Genomic DNA, 20,625 nt, shown 5'->3' with positions numbered 1-20,625 from the left:
CCGCTCCGCACGTGCTCGAGTACCGCGGCGAGCTGGTGGTTCGGACCAAGGCCGAGCCGCTCCCGCTGTTCCCGCGCCCAAGCCGGGAACTGGCGCAGCACCGCGAACTCGTCGAAGTCACCGGCACGGTTGCGGACCGCCGGGCCGTTCGAGTGCACGAACGCGACGACCTCGTTCGGGTCGACCCCGAGCTTGGCGGCCAGGTCGTACAGCAGCGCGGGCTCGATACCGAGCTCGTCGGCGGGCTTCGTGAGGTCGTGAGGAGACCAGCCCGTCCTGAGGGCGTGCATCAGCATGTCCGGCACGCGGTGCGGGCCGATGGAGCGGGCCGCTTCCTGCAGTCCCTCCCGATCGATCAGCCGCTTCATCACGGCGGAATCGCTGAGGCCGGGGACGGAGTCGCGGACGAGCGCGAGGTAGTCGGTGGTGACGTCGTTGGTGTCGCCCCACTGCCGGGCGGTCCTCAGCAGCCCGTTCGCCGTCTGTTGGCGCCACGGCAGCGCGTTGTCGGCGACCTTGATCGCCGCATCCAGGTCCCTCAGCCTCGGCTGGGTGTCCGTGATGAACCGGAACACGTCCGCACGGGACCAGCCCAGCTTGTTCTGCAGGCCCTCGATCACCTGCCGGACACGACCCTGCTGGCGGCTCAGTTCGCTCCCGCGTAACTGCGGTTTCGTGAGGAGGCGGACAAAGCCGGGGAACATCCGCAGGCCATCGGGATCTGCCTCCTGGGTGCGGCTGTGGTCGTAGAGCCGGTCCACTGGTATGCCCAGCTCGGCCGCCACCCGCGGCAGGTGATCGGGCAGGCGACGGATCTTGCGGCTGTAGTCGCGCAGCTCCGTGAAGTTGTCGAAGTTCTGCTCCCGGCCCAGCTGCGCGAGCAGGTCGTACAACCGCTCGTGGTCCAGCCACGGCGCCTCGCGCTCGAAGACCCGCAGATGGACGACGTTCGCCCGCAGCCGGCTGGCCAGGTCGTACCGCTGGGCTTCCTTGATCGCCTCGTCCGGTGACATGGTCTCCAGATAGGAGAACGTGTGCCCGTCGTTCTGCAGCCTCCCGAACAGGTCGCCGACCGACACGTGGCCCGGGAGCTGGAACCGGTCACGGATCCGCTGCTCCCACGCCGGGTAGCGCGCCACGATCTCGGTCACCAGCACATCCCCGGTGGCCTGGCCCGACTTGGGCCCGTCGATCGGCTCGCTGAGCAAGAAGGCCCGAAGATCCTTCGGATCCGCCCTGAGCCGCACGGAGGCGTCCAGCATCTCCGCTCGCGTCGCCCTGATCCGCGCCGGATCCGTCCCGGCCATCCACGCGTTGTGGGGAATCCGGTCCAGCGCCAGTGCCAGCGCGACGATCCTGCCTTCGTGTTCGGCACCGACCCTGTCGATCAGACGTTCCAGCCGGCCCCGGTCATACCAGGGCTTGCCGCTGATCGGCGTGTGGTCGACCGATGCCGGTGCCCCATCCTGCGCCCGGATCCAGCGCCCGCCCTCGGCCACCAGGTAGGCCTGATCGTTGACCTGGGCCTGCGACGGCTGCCGCTCGGCCAGGAAGTCGTACAGCCGCTCGATCGGCTGACGCAACCTCGCGGCCGCACCCCTGACCGCGGCGGTGGCGTTGAAGACGTCGAGGTCGCGCACCGCACCGCCGCCAGCCAGCTGGTGCAGCACATCGCGGAACGGCAGGATCGCCCGCAGGCGGCCACTCAGCTGACGCACGACCCGGAGGGCACTCGCGAGCGGCACGCCCGCCTGCGCCGCCACCGCCGAAAGTTCCGTGGCCGATGGCACCCGCCGGCCTCCGGAGATCACCTGCCACAAGGCCGCGAGATTGTCCGCCGTCCGCTCCAACCCCGTCTGGGCCAGGAGCTGGGGAATGTCGGCGATCCGAAGGCCCGGCACGACGTCGAGCAGCCGGACGATCTCCTTCGCGGTCCGGCCGGGCAGCTGCTGGGCCCACCACGAGCTCATCCACCGGTCGGCTTCGGCGCGGTCCATGGTCGTGTGGTTGAACAACCAGGCGATCCACGGCAGCCGCACCGCCTCGCCACTGGCGGCCGAGAACGCCAATTCCGCGTGGTTCTTCAGATACCCGGCCAGCCGCACCGTCGAGCGGACGGCGTCACTGTAGTCGGCCGAACGGAAGATCGGGCCCAGCCACGACAGATGGCGCGGATCGGTCTCCAGCGCGTTCGCGAGCCGCAGCAGGTACAGCGGCTTGACCCCGAGCCGTTCGGCCAGGCCCAGCAGATCCATCGGAACCCGGCCGAGCTTGTCGCGCGCCTGCTCCACCTGCTTGACCGGCAGTCCGGCCCGGGCCAGCGCCTGCACCTCGGCCTGGGAGTGCCGGGCCGGTTCGGTGAAGCGAGCGAGATCCACCCCGAGGTGTTCGGCCCACGCGTTGAGCCGTTCCGGAGCGTGGGAGAACACGCCTGCCGGTATCCCCGTGCTCACTCCGTCGCCGGCCGCCACGCTATAGCCCGGCACGGACTTGCCCGTGTCGTCGGTGAGCAGGGACGCGATCAGGGTGTGCGCGAGGCCGGCGTCGGCCACCATGAGCCGGCCCGGCCGCTGCTTGTGCCACGCCCCGAGCTCGTAGGAGACGGTCAGGTTTTCCGGAGTGCCGGTGTAGTTGCCCGACGGATCGTAGGGCGCGATTTCCGAGTTGGGTATCGCGGTTTCTTCGCGGTACCGGCGCAGCATGTCCACATAGGACACCGCGCGGTCGCTTTCGCGCACCTGCTGGGTATCGGCCAGGAATCCCGCGGCCAGCCGCCGGAAATGCGCCCCGGACAGGGTCAGCGCCGCCAGCAGGGTCGCCGGGAAACCCAGCCGGGTGCTGACCGCCACGTAACGGTCCAGATCGGCGCCCTGTGCGGCCACCTCGGTCTTGAGGTTGTCCACCAGGTACGCCGCCTGCTCGTCGGCGCTGTACCTCGGCGGGACATCGGCATTGTCCCGCACCCGCTGGAAGTCGTCCCGCAACGCCACCAGATCCGCGGGCTGCACCACGTTCAGCTTCCGCGCCACCGCGCGCACCACGTCACCGCTGGGCAGGTTCAGCAGACCCGCCAGCGCCTCGAAATCACCGGCGTCGGCGTACCGTTGCGCATCCCGCGCCAGTCCCAGATGCTCGTCCGCCAGATCGGCCGGCACGTCGTGCAGCAGCTCCCACGACACGCCACGGCGCCTGCCGAACGCCTCCAGCATCGGCAGGTCGTTCGCGCCCCAGCCCAGCCGTTTCGCCGTCCCGGCCAGGAAAACGACGTCGTCGACCGTCCGCACACCGTGTGGCCGCAGCTGGTCCCGCAGACCTTCCGCCAGGTCCGCGCCGCTCAACCGCTCGACACCGGCGTGGCCGTCCTGAGCCAGGGCCTCGCGGACCACGGCCACCAGTGGCGCGTGCAGCACAGCCGAACCGGCCGGGTCCAGACGCAGGTGCCCGGCCGCCTTCGGCAGCACGCCGTCGGCGAGCTCCCCCACATGCCGGGAAAGTGCGAGCGGCGCCATCCCGAGCCGCACCGACAGGTCCACGACCTGGCTCGGCTCGACACCCCACTGCGAAGCCACGAACCGGGCCGTCGCGGGATGCGCGTCCTCGCCCAGCGCACGGAATGACGCCAGCTGCTCCGGGGTCACGCCCAGCACGTCCGCGTCCGCACGCGGCTGCCCGGTCCGCGGGTCGGGTTCCGCGCTTCCCGCCCGGTTCCGGTGCAGCCCGTCCATCAGCGCGTCCCGCGTGCCGACCGCGATCCGGGTCAACCGCACCACCGAGTTCGGATCGGCCTTCCGTGCCCGCGCGATCGCGGCAGTGTCCTCTTGGGACAGACGCGCCATCAGCGTGTTGCGGTCCCGCGGGACCGGCACTCCCCCGCCGGTGCCGATGTCCTGGAACGCGATGTTCGCGAAACTGGCCGCCAGCGCCGGATCGAACTTCGTCGTGGCCGCGATGTACCGCGAGATCTGCTCGGTCCACGTGGCCTTGTCCGCATGGCTGCCGTCGGCACCCTGACCGTCCGTGCGCACCGCCAGGCTCGGCTCGAAAACCGCCAGATCCTCGTCTTCACCCCGCGGGTCGGCAGCACGGTCCCGGACCACCGAGTCACCGTCCGCCGGAATCCCGGCACCGTCGAGGCGGATGAAGGTGTTCTGGTCCGGGAACCGCACGCTGCGCGGATCGACGTCCGCCATCGCCTGCCGCACCGCCGAATCCAGCAGCGCGGCCAGGTCACCGCCGGCACCGTCGTCCGAACGCGGCAGCCGACCACCGCTGATGACCTCCGGCGGCCGGCCACCGGCGTCGCGCACCAGGTGGTCCACGGCGTCGAACAACGGACCACCGCGGGTGGCCAGCGTCTCCGCACCGGCATCGCCGGTGTGCAGGTAAACCGGCTTGTCGCCGGCCTCCGCACGGACCATCCCGGCGACCAGCGCCGTCAACGGATGTTGCGTGAGCGTCCCGCGGACGGCCTCGGCCGGCACCCCGCCCGGCGCACCGGTCGTCTCCTGCCAGGTCATCCCGGCCACGGCCACCGGGAACGTGCCCGTCCGCGCCCACTCGGCCTCGAAGTCGCGGATCTTCTGCCGGATCTGGGCGTCGCTGCCGGACACGTCGTGCAGACCGATCACCAAGCCGAACCGGCCCTCATGTGAACCCGGCCCGAACCCGCCCGCATACCGGCGCGCGATGGCCAGCAGGTCGTCGGCGGTGGACGCCGTTGCCGTCGCCACGATGCCCACCGCGTCCTGGTTGCGGGCATTGCGCGGCCCCAGCGGAGCGACGTCCGAGTCGGCCACCGCCTGGAACTGGAAGCTCGGCGACGCCGGCTCCGCGTCGCGCATCTCGGTGTCGTGTTCGGCGGGCCCCGGTGACGGTTCGCCGTCCCGGCGCTCCGCGTGGTCCGGCACGACCGCGTCACCGGCGTTCGTCTTGAGACGCTTCGCCGGGCGCATGCCGATCAGCTCCGGCGGGCGATCACCTTGCCGCTCCGGCGCGGGAGCGACATCGCTGAGATCCGGCAGCGACAGACCCTGCCCGGCACGCAGCTCCACGAACCAGATCTTTTCCGCCGAACCGCGCGGATCCAGTGCCTCACCGGTGGCCCCGTCGAAGAAGTCGACCAGACCGGTCCGCGGGTTGTGCACCACGTTGATCCCGTGCCCGGCCCCGTCGCGGCCGGACTCGGTGATCACCAGGCCCTGCGTGCCCGGCGGCTTCCCCTCCAGCTCCGTTCGCAGACCGTCGAACCCATCCGCCCGCGGAGCGAACTGCGAGCCCACCAGGTCTTCCAGCACCCTGGTCGGCAGCGGACCGTCGGTACCCGGCGCCGCGAACTCCGCCCGCCTGCCCTCGAGCATGGCCTTGATGGTGTTGGCCGTCTGCACCACCGCCAGCAGGCAGTTCAGCAGGTAGTCCCGCAGACCACTGTCGTAGTTCGCCCGGTTGACCCCCGCCAGCCCCGGCAACGCCAGCTCCGCATAGCCGTACTTCGCGAGGTCCCCGGCATGGTTCGTGCGCGCATCGAACTGGTCGGGAGTCAGCCGGATGAGGTTGCGGCGATCGTCGACCACAGTGCGGGCAGCGTCGAGGTCGCGCATCAAGTCGAGGTCGCGGAAGGTGTGGTCGCTCGCCTGCAGCGTCTGGAACAGGCGGCTGATCGACACGTCCGGCCCGAGCTGCAGGCGCTGACGCTGGTAGGCCTCCCACTCCGGGTACCGCGCCACCACATCGGCCAGCGCCACGTTCCCGTCCGCGTTCCGCCGAATATCCGGCGTCGACCGGACGAACGCCACGATGTCGCCGGGGTCCACGGCCAACCGGACCGCACCGACGAACAGATCCCGCGGCCGCATCCGGATTTCCGTGATGGCCCGCTGCGGCAGATTGGCGGGGAACTCGTGCAGCATCCGGGTCAGGCCCAGCAACGCCGGCGCGCTGCCCTCGCCGAACTCATCGACCAGGCGCCGCATCGCACCGGCGTTGAAGCCGTACGCCGGATCGCTGAACTCTTCGGCCGCCTTGGCCAGATAATCCGGGACGCCATTGCGCCGCGCCCACGTCCGCAGTGGCTCGTCGAGCGGGCTCATCCGCTGCCGCTGGGGATCCTGCGGAGGTCGCTCGTCGGCCAGGAACTTCACGTATTCGGCACGCGTCAAACCCGGCCCGTCGGCCTGATACGCGACGACATCCAGCAGGCGACGCAGGCTGAAGTCCTGGACGCTGCCGGGCGGCAGGGTCGGGTCCTTGGGTTCCGTCAGGTAGCGCAGCACCCGCGGATCCATCGGCACGTCGCGGTTGGCCGCCACATCCAGGATGTCCGCGGCCGGGTAGCCGAGCTCGCTGACCGCCGCGGCCAGGTCGGGGACCCGGTTGAGGGTCGTGCTGAGGAAGTGCAGCTTGGCCAGCTGGTCCGGGGTGGCCTTGAGCTGCCCCGTCTGCTCCAGCGCGTCCACCAGCCGGCCGTAGTCCAGCTCGTCGCGGGCGATGGTGGCGTCGTCCAGCCCGATCCGCGGACCCCATCGCCGCACGACCTCGGCGGCCAGCTGCTCCCGCAACGGCTCGACAACAGCCCGCGCCTCGTCCCGGGGCAGCTGCGCGAGCTCGTTGAGGCCGGGACCGCCCGAGTTGCGCAACGCGTCGCCGAGCGCCGCGAGCGGCGTGTTGGCCGGCAACCCCAGCAGGCTGCGCAGGCCCCGTGTCCAGGCCGGGTAGCTGGAGGTGACCCGTGCCGGGTCCACTGCCCCGGTACCGACATCACGCGCCAGGCCAGGGTTCGCCAGCACGAACGCCGCCACATCCGCCGGGTCGGCCTTCACCCCGGACGCCATGTCCAGCAGGGCACCCGGAGTTACGTCGATGTCCCGGGCCCGCTCACCCAGATCACCCGCCACCCGGCTGGTCAACCGCGCCAGGCGCAGCACGTCCCGCAGGCGGTCGAACCCGGCCGCCTCGACCGCCGACGCCAGCTCGCCCTTGTCGACCCACCACGCACCACGAAGATCCCGGAACTCCGCCGCGTCGTCGTTCCCGCGGGACCTCATCCGGTCGCGGTGCACCACGGCCGTCAGCTGGTCCAGCGGGATCCCCTGGCGTGCGCTCCACTGCCGCGCGGCAGCCAGCAAGGGATGGTCCGTGCCGGCCGAAAGTGCCTGGACGGCGGAGCCCATCTGCTGCGTCGTGGCCTGGTGCTCGGACAGGAACCGGAACATGTCCCGCCCCGGCATACCGACCCCGAGCGCCAGGCCCTGGACCCCCGTGTCGACCTGCTGCATCGCGGTCATCATCCGGCTCCGCTTCGCCGGATCCTGCGGGGAGAGACGCATGGCCTCGAGCAGGTTCTCGAACCCTCCGAGGTGCGCCGCTTCGACTTCCCGCGGCAGGGCGACCCGGTACAGCTCGCCCACCGGGACGTTGAGCCGCGCGGCCACCTGCGGGAAGTCCGTCGGGACGCGGCCGAGCTTCTGGCTGTAGGTGGTCAGCTCCCGGGTGCGCCGGTCGAGGTCGCCGGCGGGGATGCGCAAGGCGGTCGTCAATGCCGTGAGCTCGTCGCGGTTGACCGGCGCCGGCGCGGCAGCGGGCCGGGCACCGCCGGCCGGACGCTTGCCGATCCACTTCGGATACTCCTGCGCCGCCCTGGCCGGATCGATCGCGCCATCGGTGCCCCGCACGGTGTCGCCATGCGTGCCGACGAGGCCGGCCAGCATGACCGGGTCCTCCTCGACCGTGGTGGCCAGCCGGAACAGATCCGGGACCGGCATTCCGCTGTCCTGCGCGAGACGGCCCGCTTCCCGCAACCAGCGCACCACCTGCGCCGGCTCCGGTCGCACCGCCGCCAGCAGCCGGTTCGCCTCGTCACGGCTCAGGCCCAGCCTGCCGGCCACGGCGTCGGCCCTGGCCCGAATCTCGTTGCTCAGGTTGGTAACCGTCGCGTTGTGCGTTCCGCTCGGGTCGACTCCGACCGAGGTCTCGAGCAGGTCCCTGGACGGCAGCAGTGCCTGCGGATCCGCCTCGGTCACCGTGGCCAAGGTATGCACGAACGGCAGCGGCAGGCCCAAGGTCGTCGCCACCTCGGGGGTGTCATCGACAACCCGTCCCGCATGCAGGCTCAGCTCGACGAGCCGCCGGAAGCCGGCGCTGTCGCGTTTCACCGGCAGCGCGGTGAGTGCGTCCACGACATCCTTGAAGTCCAGCCAGCGCATCGCCTCCGGATCGGCGATGAGCCGCCTCATCCGCGCGCCTTCGGCGGTATCGATGTCGCCCAGCCACGGCAGCCACCGTTGGCTCACACGCCTGGTGAGCGCCCGCCGGATCGGCTCGATCTCCGCCCGCGCGTCATCGGCGGACATCTTGTCCGCGGCCAGCGACGCGAAGGTCCGCCCACCGTCGTCCTGCAGGTGCTCGAACACGTCGGCGAGCGAATGGTTCGGGTCAAGGCCGAGCCGCTCCCGCTGCTGCGCCGCCCAGTCATGGAACTGCGCCACCACCGCGTCCGGGACGAGCTTCCCGTCCGCGTCCAGCACACTCGTGCCGGCGGAACGCACGAACGCCACCACATCGGCCGGTTCCACCACCAGTGAGGCGGCCATCCTGAACAGCACCGGTGCCGGCACGCCGATCCGCTCGGCGGGCCCGTCCAGGCTCCATGGCCGCCAGCCCGTCGCGAGCGCCAGCCTCACGATGTCCGGCACCCTGGCCTGCCCGACGCTCTTGGCGGCCCGCCACAGGCTGGGCATAGTCACCAGCTTCATCGGCACATCGGATTCGGACAGCCGCGGGTCGCGCCGGACGTACTGGTGGACATAGTCGGTGACCACATCGTTGGCGGCGCCCCAGTCGCGGGCCTGCCGCAGGAGCGTGTTCGACCCTGGCCGCTGCCACGGCAACGCGGTGTCCGGGTCCGCGTTCGCGCTCTCCAGGGCCTGGCGATCGGGTTGAGCCGCCGCGATGAACCCGAACACATCGCTCTGGCTCCACCCGAGCCGGTTCTTCAGTGAGATCGCCAGCCGCGCGTGGTTCATCAGCACCTGCTTGGCGCTGTTGCTCGGCTGGACCTCGTCGTTGTCGCGCAACCTCTCGACGAGCTCCGGGAAGGGCCGGAACCCGGCGGGATCCGCGTTGAGGACGAGCGCGCCTGCATACAGCTTGCGGACCGGCATCCCGAACTCGCTCGCCAGCGCCGGCAGGTGATCGGGCAGGCGGCGGGCGGCCTTGCTGAGCTCGCGCAACCGCAACATGCCGGCCGTGTCCCGCGGCTGGCCCAAGGTCGGGAGCAGGTCGAAGGCCTTCTCGTAGTCCAGCCACGGCATCGCCTTGTGGTCGCGGCGGATCTGGTCGGCATCCACCCCGGTCAGCACGGACAGCCGAAAATGGTCGGCCTCCCGCGCGGCGGCTCCGTCGTCCTCGATCGCCGCGAGGGTGGCGAACGTCCACCCACTGGACTGCATCGCGTCGAACAGGTGCCGGATCGCCAGCTCATCGGGTATCCGCAGGCGACGGCGAGTCTGCTGCTCCCACTCGGGATACCGCGCCTCGATCGCGTCCACCAGTGCGGTGGGATCCGCGCCGGCCTTTTCCGGCACCTCGACGCGCTCGGACAACAGGAACGCCCGCAGATCCTTCGGGTCCACCCGCAACCGCGTGGCCGCGGCCAGCTGCTGGCCGACGGTCGCCCTGATCCGCGTGGGGTCCTTACCGAAGACCTCGGCGTTGTCCGGGATCCGGTCCAGCGCCGAACTCAGCGCGACGATCGCCGCCTCGTGCTCCAGGCCCACCTTCCTGACCAGGCCGTTGAACCGGCCCCGGTCGTACCAGGACTTTCCGCTGATCTCGCTGCGATCGACCGGCTCGTCACCCCGCTGCTGTGCCCAGTGCCGGGCCTCGTCGAGGAGGGCGGCGTCGTCGCGGAGCTGGTCCTGCGACGGCTGCCGTTCGGCGATGAACTCCCAGGCCTTGTCGCGGTCCCACAGGAGTTCCTGCTCCAGCAGGTCGAGCCGGCCCGTCGCCTCCTGGAAATGCCGGTCGAACGCGGCCTGGTCACGGTTCCGCACGCTCGTCAGCAGATCCCGGAACGGCACCAGGCCCCGTGGCGGGGCCCCCAGCCGCGACGCCGCGGTCAAGATCCCGTAGGCGTTCACATTGGTGTCGCGCGCCACCGTGCCGAGTTCATCGGGTAGCCGGTGCAGCTTGGCGGTGACCTGTGCCAGCGCTTGGAAGTGGGCCACGGTGGGCGGCCGGCCACCGGCGTCGGCCAGCATGTCGAGCGCGGACCGGATACTCACCCCGGGGGCGCTGTCCAGGAATTGCAGGATCTCCCGCACCGTCACGCCGGGCAGGTGCTCGTTCCACCAGTCACTCACCCACCGGTCGGCTTCACCCGCGTCCAGCTCGTGCGCGGCCTGGTTGAACAGCCAGAAAAGCCACGACGGCTTCACTGCCTCGCCCTGGGCGACCTCGAAGGCGTCGAGCGCGTGCGCGACCAGATCTTCGGCGATCGTCGCCGCCTCCCGCTGCCCCGCGCCGTAGTCGTCCGACCGCAGGATCGGACCCAGCCAGCCCAGGTCCCGCGGTTCGGTCTCCGTGTCGTTGGCGAGCTTGTAGAGGTAGTTCACGTCCACCCCGAGGCGGGCGGCCACCCACGGGAGGTCGTCGGGAACCCAGCCCAGCCGCTCGCTGAGCCTGCGCACCCTGGGTTCGGGCAGCCCGGCCGCGAACAGCCTGGTCCTGGCACCGGGAGAGGACTCGATCGGCCTGGTGAACCGGTCCGGGGCCACGCCCAGCTGCGCGGCCCACGCACCAAGCAGATCCGGGCCCAGGTACCGCGCACCGCCCGGCAAGCCATCGCGTACCTGGCGCCCCGTCGACCGGGGGTCGTAGTCCGGCAGCTCCTGCGTCGGTCTGCCGCCGAGCAGGCCGGCGATCACCGCGTTGCCGTTGTCGGCCTCCGCCAGCTCGTGGGGGCCGGGCCGCTGCCGATGCCACGTCCCGAGGTCGTAGCGGAGGTCGTGGCGGTCGCCCTCCGCGCGGAGCGCATCGCTCGGGTTGATGTGCGGGTTGTAGACCTCCGCCGGGTCGTAGGCGAGGACCGTGGTTTCGGCCCGGGTGTTGGCAGTGCGGAAGTCACGCAGCAACCGCACGTAGGTCGCGGCCTGGTCGCTTTCCCGCGCGGCCGGGGTTTCGGCCAGGAATGTGGCGGCCAGCCGGCGGAAGTGCGGGCCGGAGCGGGTCAGCGCCGCCAGCAACGTCGCCGGGGCACCCAGCCGGGTACTGACCTGCACGTACCGGTCGAAATCGGCGCCGAGCTCGCCCACGAGGGTCCCGAGGTCCCACACGATCCCCTGAGCATGTTCGGTCGCGCTGAACCCGGGTGGGTATGCGGAGGTGTCCTGCACCCGCGCGAAATCGTCCCGCAGCGCCACCAGATCCGCGGGCGGCACGTGCAGCCGTTGCGCGACGGCACGCACCACATCGCCGCTGGGCAGGTTCAGCAGCCGTGCCAGCGAGTCGAAGTCACCGGCGTCGGCGTACCGCTGCGCGTCCCGCGCCACGCCCAGATACCGGTCCGCGAGATCGGTGGGCAGGTCGTTCAGCAGCTCCCACGACACCGCGCGCCGGCCACCGAACGACTCCGCCACCGGCAGGTCGTTCGCGCCCCAGCCGAGCCGGTCTCCCACCCGGGCAAGGAAACGGACGTCCTCCACCGTCCGGACACCGGCGGGGTGCAACCGCACTCGCGTCCGCTCCGCCAGCTCCGCGGCACTCAGCCGCCCGACACCGGCGGCACCCTCGGTGGTGTTCCTGGCCAGCGCGTCGAACACCACGCCCGCGAGCGGCCTGGTGAGCACCTGGGAGCGGGCCGCGTCGACCCCGAGGTGGCCGGCCAGCTTCGGCAACGCGGCCCGAGCCAGTTCCGTGACCTGGCGGGACAGTTCGAGCGGCGCCATCCCGGTCCGCGCCGACAGATCGGCGACCTCGGCCGGCTGGACACCCCACTGCGAAGCCGCGAACCGCGTGACCGCGTCATCGGCACGCGACTCGCCGAGCCGCAGGCCCTCCGGCTCCGCGTCACCGGCCCGGAACCGGCGCAAGCCGTCGACCAGGGCGTTGCGGGTTTCCACCGCGACGTTGGTCAGCCGGTCGACGGCCGCCCGATCACTGCGCGCCGCGGCGTTGATGGCGTCGTTGTCGGCTCGGGAGAGATCCCCGAACAGCCAGCCCGGCGCCCGCCGCAACGGCGCGACCGCCGGGTCGATCCCGTGGAACGCGAGGTTCGCGAAGGGCTCCGCGAGCGCCGGGTCGAGATCGGTGGTCGTGGCGATGTAACGCGCGAACTGCTCGGTCCAGGTCGCCTTGTTCGCCTGGCTGCCCGGCACGCTGAGCACATCGGCCGGGCCGGCACCGGCCCCCGGGTCGCTCGTGCGAACCGCCAGATTCGGGTCGAAGACCGCGATGTCCCCGGAGTCGGAGTCGGCTGCCCAAGTCGCGATGCGCTCCGGCACCACGGAACCGCTGTCGAACGGCAGATGCGGCTCGGCCGCGTCGAGGCGGAGGAACGTGTTCGCGTCGGGGAACCGCACGCTGCGCGGATCGACCCCCACCATGGCCTCACGGACCGCGACATCCAGCCACGCGGCGGCACCGGCGACCGGACCGTCCTCCGGGCGTGCCAGGTGACCACCACTGATCACCTCGGGCGGACGCTCGCCGTTGTCGCGCACCACCTCGTCCACGGCGTCGAACAGCGGACCGCCGCGGGTCCTCAGCGCGTCCGCACCGGCGTCGCCGTTGTAGAGGTAGACGTGGTTGTCGCCGGCCGCGTCGCGCACCATGTCCGCGAGCTCGACGGCCGCCGCATGCTGCGCGAGCGCCGACCGGATCACGTCGGGCGGCACCCCGTCCGCCCGGCCCGACGGGTCGTGCCAGGTCATCCCGGCCACGGTCACCGGGAACGTGCCGTGCTGCGCCCATTCCTCCTGGAAGTCCCGGATCCGCTGCTCGATCACGCCCTCCGCGCCGGCGACATCGTGCAGGCCGATCAGCAAGCCGAAGCGGCCCTCGTGCGACCCCGGCGCGAAACCGTCCGCATACCGGGTCGCGATGGCCATCAGGTCGTCCGCGGTCGAAGCCGGCACCGTCGCCACGATGCCCACGGCGTTCTGGTTGGCGTCGTTCCGGGAACCCAGCGGACCGACGACCTCGGTGTCACCAGCCGGCCGGAACTCGAAGCCCGCATACCGGAACGGGCCGGCCTCGCTCTCCATCGTCGTGGGGCTGAACGGCTCGTCAGCCGTCGTCGGGCTCAGCGGCTCGTCGTCCGTCGCCGGGCTCAACGGATCCCGATCCGTCGTGGGGCTCAGCAGCGGCTCCCGATCGTCGCCAGACTCGCGCCTCGACGTGCCGGTGTCGACCGTCGTGGGCGCATCCGGCCGTTCCCCACGCCGCCGGCGCCGGCGGCTCGATGACGGCCCCGCCCCGTCCGAGGGGCTGGGCGCACCACCGGACCGGCGCTTGTCCAGCTGCTTGCGAACCCACCGGAAGGGATGCGGCCGCCCGATCAGCTCCGGCGGACGATCACCCCGTTGCTCCGGCGCCGGACCGGCCTGGTCCAGATCGGGCAAGGTGAGGAAGTCGCCGGCCGGACGATCCGGCAGCTGCGTGAACCACACCTTGTCGGCCGAGCCCCGCAGATCCAGGGACTCACCGGTCACCCCGTCGAAGAAGTCGACCAGACCGGTCCGCGGGTTGTGCACCACGTTGATCGCATGGCCGACCCCGTCCTCGTCGGAGGTGATGACCATGCCCTGCGTACCGGTCGGCTGCTGCTCCAGATGCGCCCGCACACCGTCGTAGCCGCCGGGCATCGGACCGAACTTCGACCCGACCGCGCCTTCCAGCACCACCGTCGGCCCGAGCCTCGAGGCTCCCGGCGCCACGAACTCCGCCGGATTCCCCTCGGCCATCGCCTTGATGGTGTTGGCCGTCTGCAGCGCCGCCAGCAGGCAGTTGAGCAGATAGTCGTCCAGGGCGTTGTCGAAGTTCGCCCGGTTGACCCCCTCCAGCTCCGGCAACGCCAGCTCCGCATACCCGTACTTCGCGAAGTCCGCGGCATACAGTGCGCCGGTGTCGACCCGCTCCTCGGGCAGGGCCACGTCGTGCCGGATGTCATCGACCACCTCGACGGCTTCGGCATCGTCGGCGAGGTCGTCGAGATCCTTGAACGTGTAGCCGTTGTGCTGCAGCTGCTCGAACAGCGACGCAAGCGAGTCGTACGGCGTGAGCTGAAGACGTTCACGTTGGTGCTGCGCCCATTCCGGGTACCGCGCCACGACGTCCGCCAGCATCACGGAGCCGTCCGGGTGCCGCCGGATATCCGGGGTGGACCGGACGAAGGCGTGGAGGTCGCGCGGGTCGGCCACCAGCCGCACCGAACCCACGAACAGGTCCCGCACGCGCATCCCGCTCTTGGCCGCCAGACCGGGGATGTCGTCGGGAAGCCGCTGAAGCACCCGGGTCAGCCCCAGGATCGTCGGCACGTTCTCCTTGCCCAGCGTTTCCGCCAGACGCCGCAGCCCGGCCTTGCTGAACAGCCCGTCGGCACGCAAATGCGCGAACTCCGCGTCGGCCGCGCCGAGGTAGCCGTGCTCGGCGACCCACGTCCGCACCGCCTCGTCGTCCGCGGTCAGCCTCGAAAGCTCTTCCGGCGTGGGTTGCCGGTCCGCGGCGAAGTCGAACACCTGCTCGCGCGTCAAGCCGAGCCGGCCGGCCACGGTGTCGGCTCGGGCCGCGATGCCATGCGGGTCGGCGAGCGTCGCCGAACCGCCCACCTGGTCGAACGAAATGACGGCGAACAGGTCCCCGAAGGAAACCAGGGCGCGCGGGTCGATCTCGTGGGCGGACGCGACGTTGAAGACCTCGCCAGACGAGACCCCCAGCTGACGGGCCACGTCCGGAATGCTGTCGGGCACGTGGCCGAGCGCTTTGCTGAGCGCGCGCATGTCGGACAACTGCACGATGGAGGGAGCCGACGAGCCCATCCGCTCGAGCGCATCGACCATCCGGCTGTAATCGAGCCCGGGCGTGTCCCGGATGTCACCGACGATGTCCTCGTCGCGCAGGCCCAGCCGAGCGCCCCACCGCTGCGTGACGGAGTCGGACAGCTGCCCTCGGAACGGCTCGATGGCGGCTCGTGCCTGGTGCTGCGGCATCGCTTCGAGATCGGCGAGATCCGGCTCACCGGCGTCGCGGAGCAGCCCCTCGAGCACCCCGATCGGCTCGTTCGCCGACAGCCCCAGGTGCTCACGCAGGTTCTGCGCCCAACCCGGGTACCCCGCCGCCACCGCGGCCGTATCCGCCGCCCCGCCGGTCGTCCCCAGATAGGCCGCGATGTCCGCGGGATCGGCCTTCGCCCCCAGCGCCATGTCCAGCAGCTCGGCCGCCGGAATGCCGTGCTCATCGGCGAGCTCGCCGAGATCACCCGGGGCCCGGCCGGTCAGCCTCGTCAACCGCAGCACGTCCCGCAGCCGCTCGGTGCCCGCCGCGTCGACCGCCTGCGCCAGCTGGTCCCGGTCGACCCACCACGCGCCACGCAGATCCCGGAATTCCGCGGGATCCCGGGTCACGGGGATGCCAAGCGTCTGCTCGGGTGGCCGGTCGTCCGGGGTGACGTCCGCCCGCTGCTCGGCGGGCAGCATCCGGTCCCGGTTCGTCACGGCCGAGAGGTAGTCCGTCCGCACCCCGTTGCGGGCACCCCACCGCCAGGCGTCATGGAGCAGGCCATGATCGGATCCGGTCCGCACGGCCGTGGCCGCGTCGTCCATGGCCTGCGACCAGGGCCGCTGGTCGTTCAGGAACCGGTACACATCCGGCTTGGCCCAGCCCAGCCCGGACGCCAGGTCCGAGACCAGCGACTCGACCCGCTGCTGGGCGAGCCCCTGCAGGCGGATGGTCTCGGAGTCCCGGTGAGGCAGACGCAGAGTCCCGATCAGGTCGTCGAACACCGCCAGGTGGGCGGGGTCGACGTTCATCCGGCTGGCGAGCAGGTAGAGCCGGGTCACGTTCACCCCGAGCCGGCCGGCGAGGTCGGGGAGATCCTCGGGGAACCGGCCGATCCGGTTGCTGTACCGGCGCAGGGAGTCGAGTGCGTTGTCGAAACTCTTCCCGGCACGGACACCCATCGTCTGCAACAGCGACGTGAGCTTGTCCTCGTCCAGCGACAGTGCCGGCGAGTCCGGCCGGCCGGTCCGCGCCGGGCGGCCGGCCGCCCACGCCGGGTACTCCTGCGCCACCCGTGCCGTGTCGATGGTGCCGTCGGTGTGCAGATCATCGGCGTGTGTGCGGATGAACTCGGCCACCTCGGCCGGGTCGGCCTTCATCGACCTGGCGAGTTCGAACAGGTCGTGCACGGGCAGCTGACTGTCGTTGGCGAGGCGGTCGGCGTCGCGGACCCACCCGGCCACCTGCGCCGGCTCCGGCGCCAGATCCGCCAGCAGCCGGAGCGTGTCGTCGGAGTCCAGGTTCGCCCGGGCGGCCAGCGCGATGAGCCGGCCCGCGATCTCGTCCCGCAGGTGGACCAGACTGTCGGTGGTCTGGCCGGCACGGACGCCGGGCGAGGTCTCGATCAGGTCCTTGAACGGAGCCAGCGCCGACAGCGCCGCCCCGAAGTCACCCATGAGCCGCAGCGCGGGCGCGACCGGCAGGCCGGCCGCCGACGCCTGCTCCCGGAAGTCATCGACGATCCGGCCCGCGGCATGGTGGACCCCGAGCATGGTCCGGAAGTCCCGCCCGCTCGGCAGCAGCCCGAGACCGGCGAGTCCGGCGGTGACCTGGGTGAAGTCCAGCCAGCGCATCGCTTCGCGGTCGTCGAGGATCGCCGCGAGCGGTGTGCCCTCCGCGGGTTCGCCCAGCCAGGGTGCCCACCGGCGCGCCACCTGCACGTCCAGCTCGCCGCCGAGCTGGCTGATCCGGGTGCGGGACTCTTCGAGTTCCTCCGGCGACTGCGAGAGCGCGAAGGTCTTCTCCGCGTCGGCGCCCAACCGACTTGCCGCCGCCGCGATCGACTGGTTCGCCCCGAGACCGAGGTGTTCCCGCTGGTGCTGCATCCAGCCCGGGTACTGCGCGACGACCTCGTGCGGGAGGACCTGGCCGGCGCCGTCTCGCACGCTCGGACCGGCCAACCGCACGAACGCCACGACCTCCGCGGGCTCCACCACGAGATCACGCGCCATGTCGAACAGCACCGAGGCCGGTACCCCGATCTCCGCGGCGGGACCGCCGAGATCGCCCGGCCGCCAGGCCACCTGGCCCGCCAGCGCCAGCATCTCCGGCAGCCGTGCCAAGCCGAGCGTGCCGATCGCCTTGCGCAGCTCACCGCGATCGATCAGCCGGTCCATGACCGGCTGCGCCGCATCGGCGATACCGCCGTTGGCGGCCACGCGAAGGTAATCCGTGGGTGCTTCGTGGGTTTCGGCCCATTCCCGGGCGTTCCGGACCGGCTCGTCCGCCGCCGGACCCTGCCACGGTGCGGAGTTCTCCGGGCGCGCCAGCGCGGCGTCCAGCTCCTCCAGCGACTCCCGGCTCGCGTGGGTGTCCGCGATGAACCGGAACACGTCGCTGGGTGACCACCCCAGCCTCGTGGCGAGGGACATCGCCACCGCGACACTGTCCATCATCTGTGCGTCGACGTGGCCGTCCTGCAGCGCGTCCTGGTCGGTGTCCCGCAGCAGGCTGATCAGCTCGGGGAACGGCCGCAGACCCTCCGGGTCCGCGCCCAGGCTCACCGAGCCGTAGTACAGCCTGCCGGCCGGCAGCCCCAGCTCGTTCGCCACCTGCGGAAGATGCTCGGGGAGCCCGTGCATGGCCTGGCTGAGCGCGACCATGTCCGCGAAGTCGTCCGGGTTCTGCTCCCAGCCCAGTTCGCCGAGCAGTTCGTGTGCCCGCTCGAGGCTCAGCTGCGGCCAGTCGCGTTCGTGCGCCCGGACGATTCCGACGCCCACCCCGAACCGGTCGGCCAGCCGGATCCGCCTGGCCTCGTTGGCGGCCTCCTCGTCGGACAGCCTGTCCAGCCGCTGGAACGATTCGCCGTTGCTCGCCAACTGCTCGAACGCCGCGCCGATCGACTGGTCGTCGGGGATCCCCAGCCGCCGTCGCTGATGCGCCTCCCAGTCCGGGTATCGCGCCACGACGGCATCGACGAGCGCATCCGGGCCCGGGACCTTTTCGCCTTCCCTGCGGGTCTCCACCCGCTCGGTGAGCAGGAAGGCACGCAGGTCCTTGGGGTCGGCCTTGAGCCGCACCGCCGCGGCGAGCATCTCGTGCGGCGTCGCCGTGATCTGCGTCGGGTCGGCACCGATCAGCCGCGCGGTTTCCGGGATCCGCTCCAGCGCCAGGCTCAGCGCGATGAGCGCCGCTTCGTGCTCGGCCCCCAGGTGGTCGACCAGGCCGTCCAGCCGGTGCCGGTCGTACCAGGACTTGCCGCTGATCTCCGTGCGATCGGGCCTGGTGTCGTCGAGACCGTCCACCGCGCCGGCCCACTGCCTCGCCGCGGCGGCGAGATAGGCCGGGTCATTGAGCTGCTCCTCGGTCGGGCGGCGGTCGGCCACGAACTCGAACACCCGCGTCGGTTCCCAGCCCAGCGCCTGGGCCGCCGACCTGACCGGGGCGGTGGCGTCGGCGATGTCCTGGCCGCTCACCTGCTCGCCCGAGCTCAGGCGCTGCATCAGGCCGCGGTACGGCAGGAGCGCGCGCGGGGTGGCGCGCAGCTGCGCCGCGACCCGGAGCACATTCTGCGGGCGTACCGTTGTTTCCCGCAGCACGTCCCGGAGTCCGTCCGGGAGCCCGTGCAGCGCCTCGGTGAGTTCCAGCAGGTTCTTGAAGTTGTCGTACGACGGCCGCACGCCGTTGTCGGTCAGGAACTTCACCCCGTCGGTGACCCGCAGCCCCGGTGCGGCGTCGACGAACCGCAGGACGTCCGAGGTCTCCGGCCCGACGGGCTGTTCCGACCACCACTGGCTCATCCACCGATCGGCTTCGGCCGCGTCCATGTCGTCCGCGGCGTGGTTGAACAGCCAGAACAGCCACGGTGCCTGGACGTCCTCGCCGTGGGCGACGGCGAAGGACTCCTCGGCATGGGTGGTGAGGTAGGTGGCGAGCTCGTCCGGCTCCAGCTTGGCCGCGCCGTACTCGGACGACCGCAGGATCGGGCCGAGCCAGGCCAGCTGCCGTGGTTCGACGTCGAGCGCCTCGGCGAGATCGGCGAGGTAGGTCGCATCCACCCCGAGCCGCTTCGCCAGTGCCGGCAGTCCCGTCGGAACTCCGCCGCGTTCATCGTTCAGCCGCTGCGCCTGGTCGGCCGGAACGCCCGCCGCGACGAGTTCGTTCACCCCGTCCTGGCCGAACCGGGCCGGGTCGGTGAACACATCCGGGTCCACGCCCAGCCGCTCGGCCCATGCCCCCAACGTGTCCGGCGCGAGATGACCCGATGTGTTTCCTGGCCCGGTGTTCCCCGCGGTGTAGTCCGGCACGGTGGCAGCCGCACCGTCGGTGAGCAGCGCCGCGATCAGGTCACCCTCGTCCGCCCAGTCGGGGAAGATGCCAGGCCGCTGGGAGTGCCACACCCCCAGTTCGTGGGAGAGCGGGTGCTCCTCGGTCACCTCGTCGGGGTCGTAGTACGCGTCCGGGTCGTAGGGCCGGGTGTCCGAATCGGGGTTGGCCACCGCGCTGCGGAACTTGCGCAGCAGCTCCGCGTAACTGGCCGCCCGGTCGCTTTCCCGCGCACCCCGCGAGTCCGCCAGGAAGTTCGCGGCCAGCATCTGGAAGTGCCGGCCGGAGCGGGTCAGCGCCGCCAGCAGCGTCACCGGGAAACCCAGCCGGGCACTGGCCGCCACGTAACGGTCGAAATCGGCGCGCTGCGGCGCCATGTCCATCCGCAGCTGCCGGACGATCTCCGCCGCGACAGCAGCCGGCTCCGGGGAGTCGTATTCGGAAAGGCCCTGCAGCCGCTCGAAATCGCCCCGGAACGCGAGCAGATCCCCGGGCCGCACACCCAGTTCGCGCGCCACCGCACGCACCACATCGCCGCTGGGCAGGCCGACCACGCGCGCCAGCGCGTCGACGTCACCGGCATCGGCGAACCGCTTCGCATCGGCGGCCGGGCGCAGGTACTTGCCGGCGAACTCGGCGGGCAGGTCGTGCAGCAGCTCCCACGACACCGCCCGGTCCCCGCCGATGGACTCCACCAGCGGCAGATCGCCGGCATGCCAGCCGAGCCGGTTCGCCAGCCGCGTCAGCAGACCCAGATCCTCCACCGACCGGACACCCTGCGGACGCATCCGGTCCCGCAGCTGCGTCGCCAGTTCCTCGCCGCTCAGCCGCTGTGCACCGGCCGCGCCGTCGCGAGCGACCACCTCGCCGAGCACGTCGGCCAGCGGCCGGCCGAGCACGCCCAGCCTGCCGGAGTCCTCGCCGAGGTGGTCCGTCAGCTTCGACCTGATCCCGGAAAGCTCGGCCGGCAACAGCCCGGTCCGCGTCATCAGCTCACCGGCCTGGCGCGGGGCCATCCCCCACTGCACCGACAGGTCCACGACGTCACGCGGTTCGATCCCGAGCTGCGAAGCCACGAACCGCGCGATCGCC

The 20,625-nt window shown here is 71.5% G+C and carries 1 protein-coding gene (only partly in view); it reads right to left on the bottom strand.

Positions 1-20,625 carry part of the coding region annotated (locus tag GKO32_RS15700) for a toxin glutamine deamidase domain-containing protein (protein ID WP_246243842.1) on the bottom strand (this coding region is incomplete at its 3' end). The annotated region is longer than the window, extending 44,315 nt past the left edge and 23,591 nt past the right edge, so 20,625 of the 88,531 annotated nt are shown.

This window comes from Amycolatopsis pithecellobii (assembly GCF_009707865.1).
GTDB classification, from domain to species: Bacteria; Actinomycetota; Actinomycetes; order Mycobacteriales; family Pseudonocardiaceae; genus Amycolatopsis_E; species Amycolatopsis_E pithecellobii.
The sequence above is the reverse complement of the archived record's forward strand: the minus strand, read 5'-3'. Positions and strand labels throughout refer to the sequence as shown.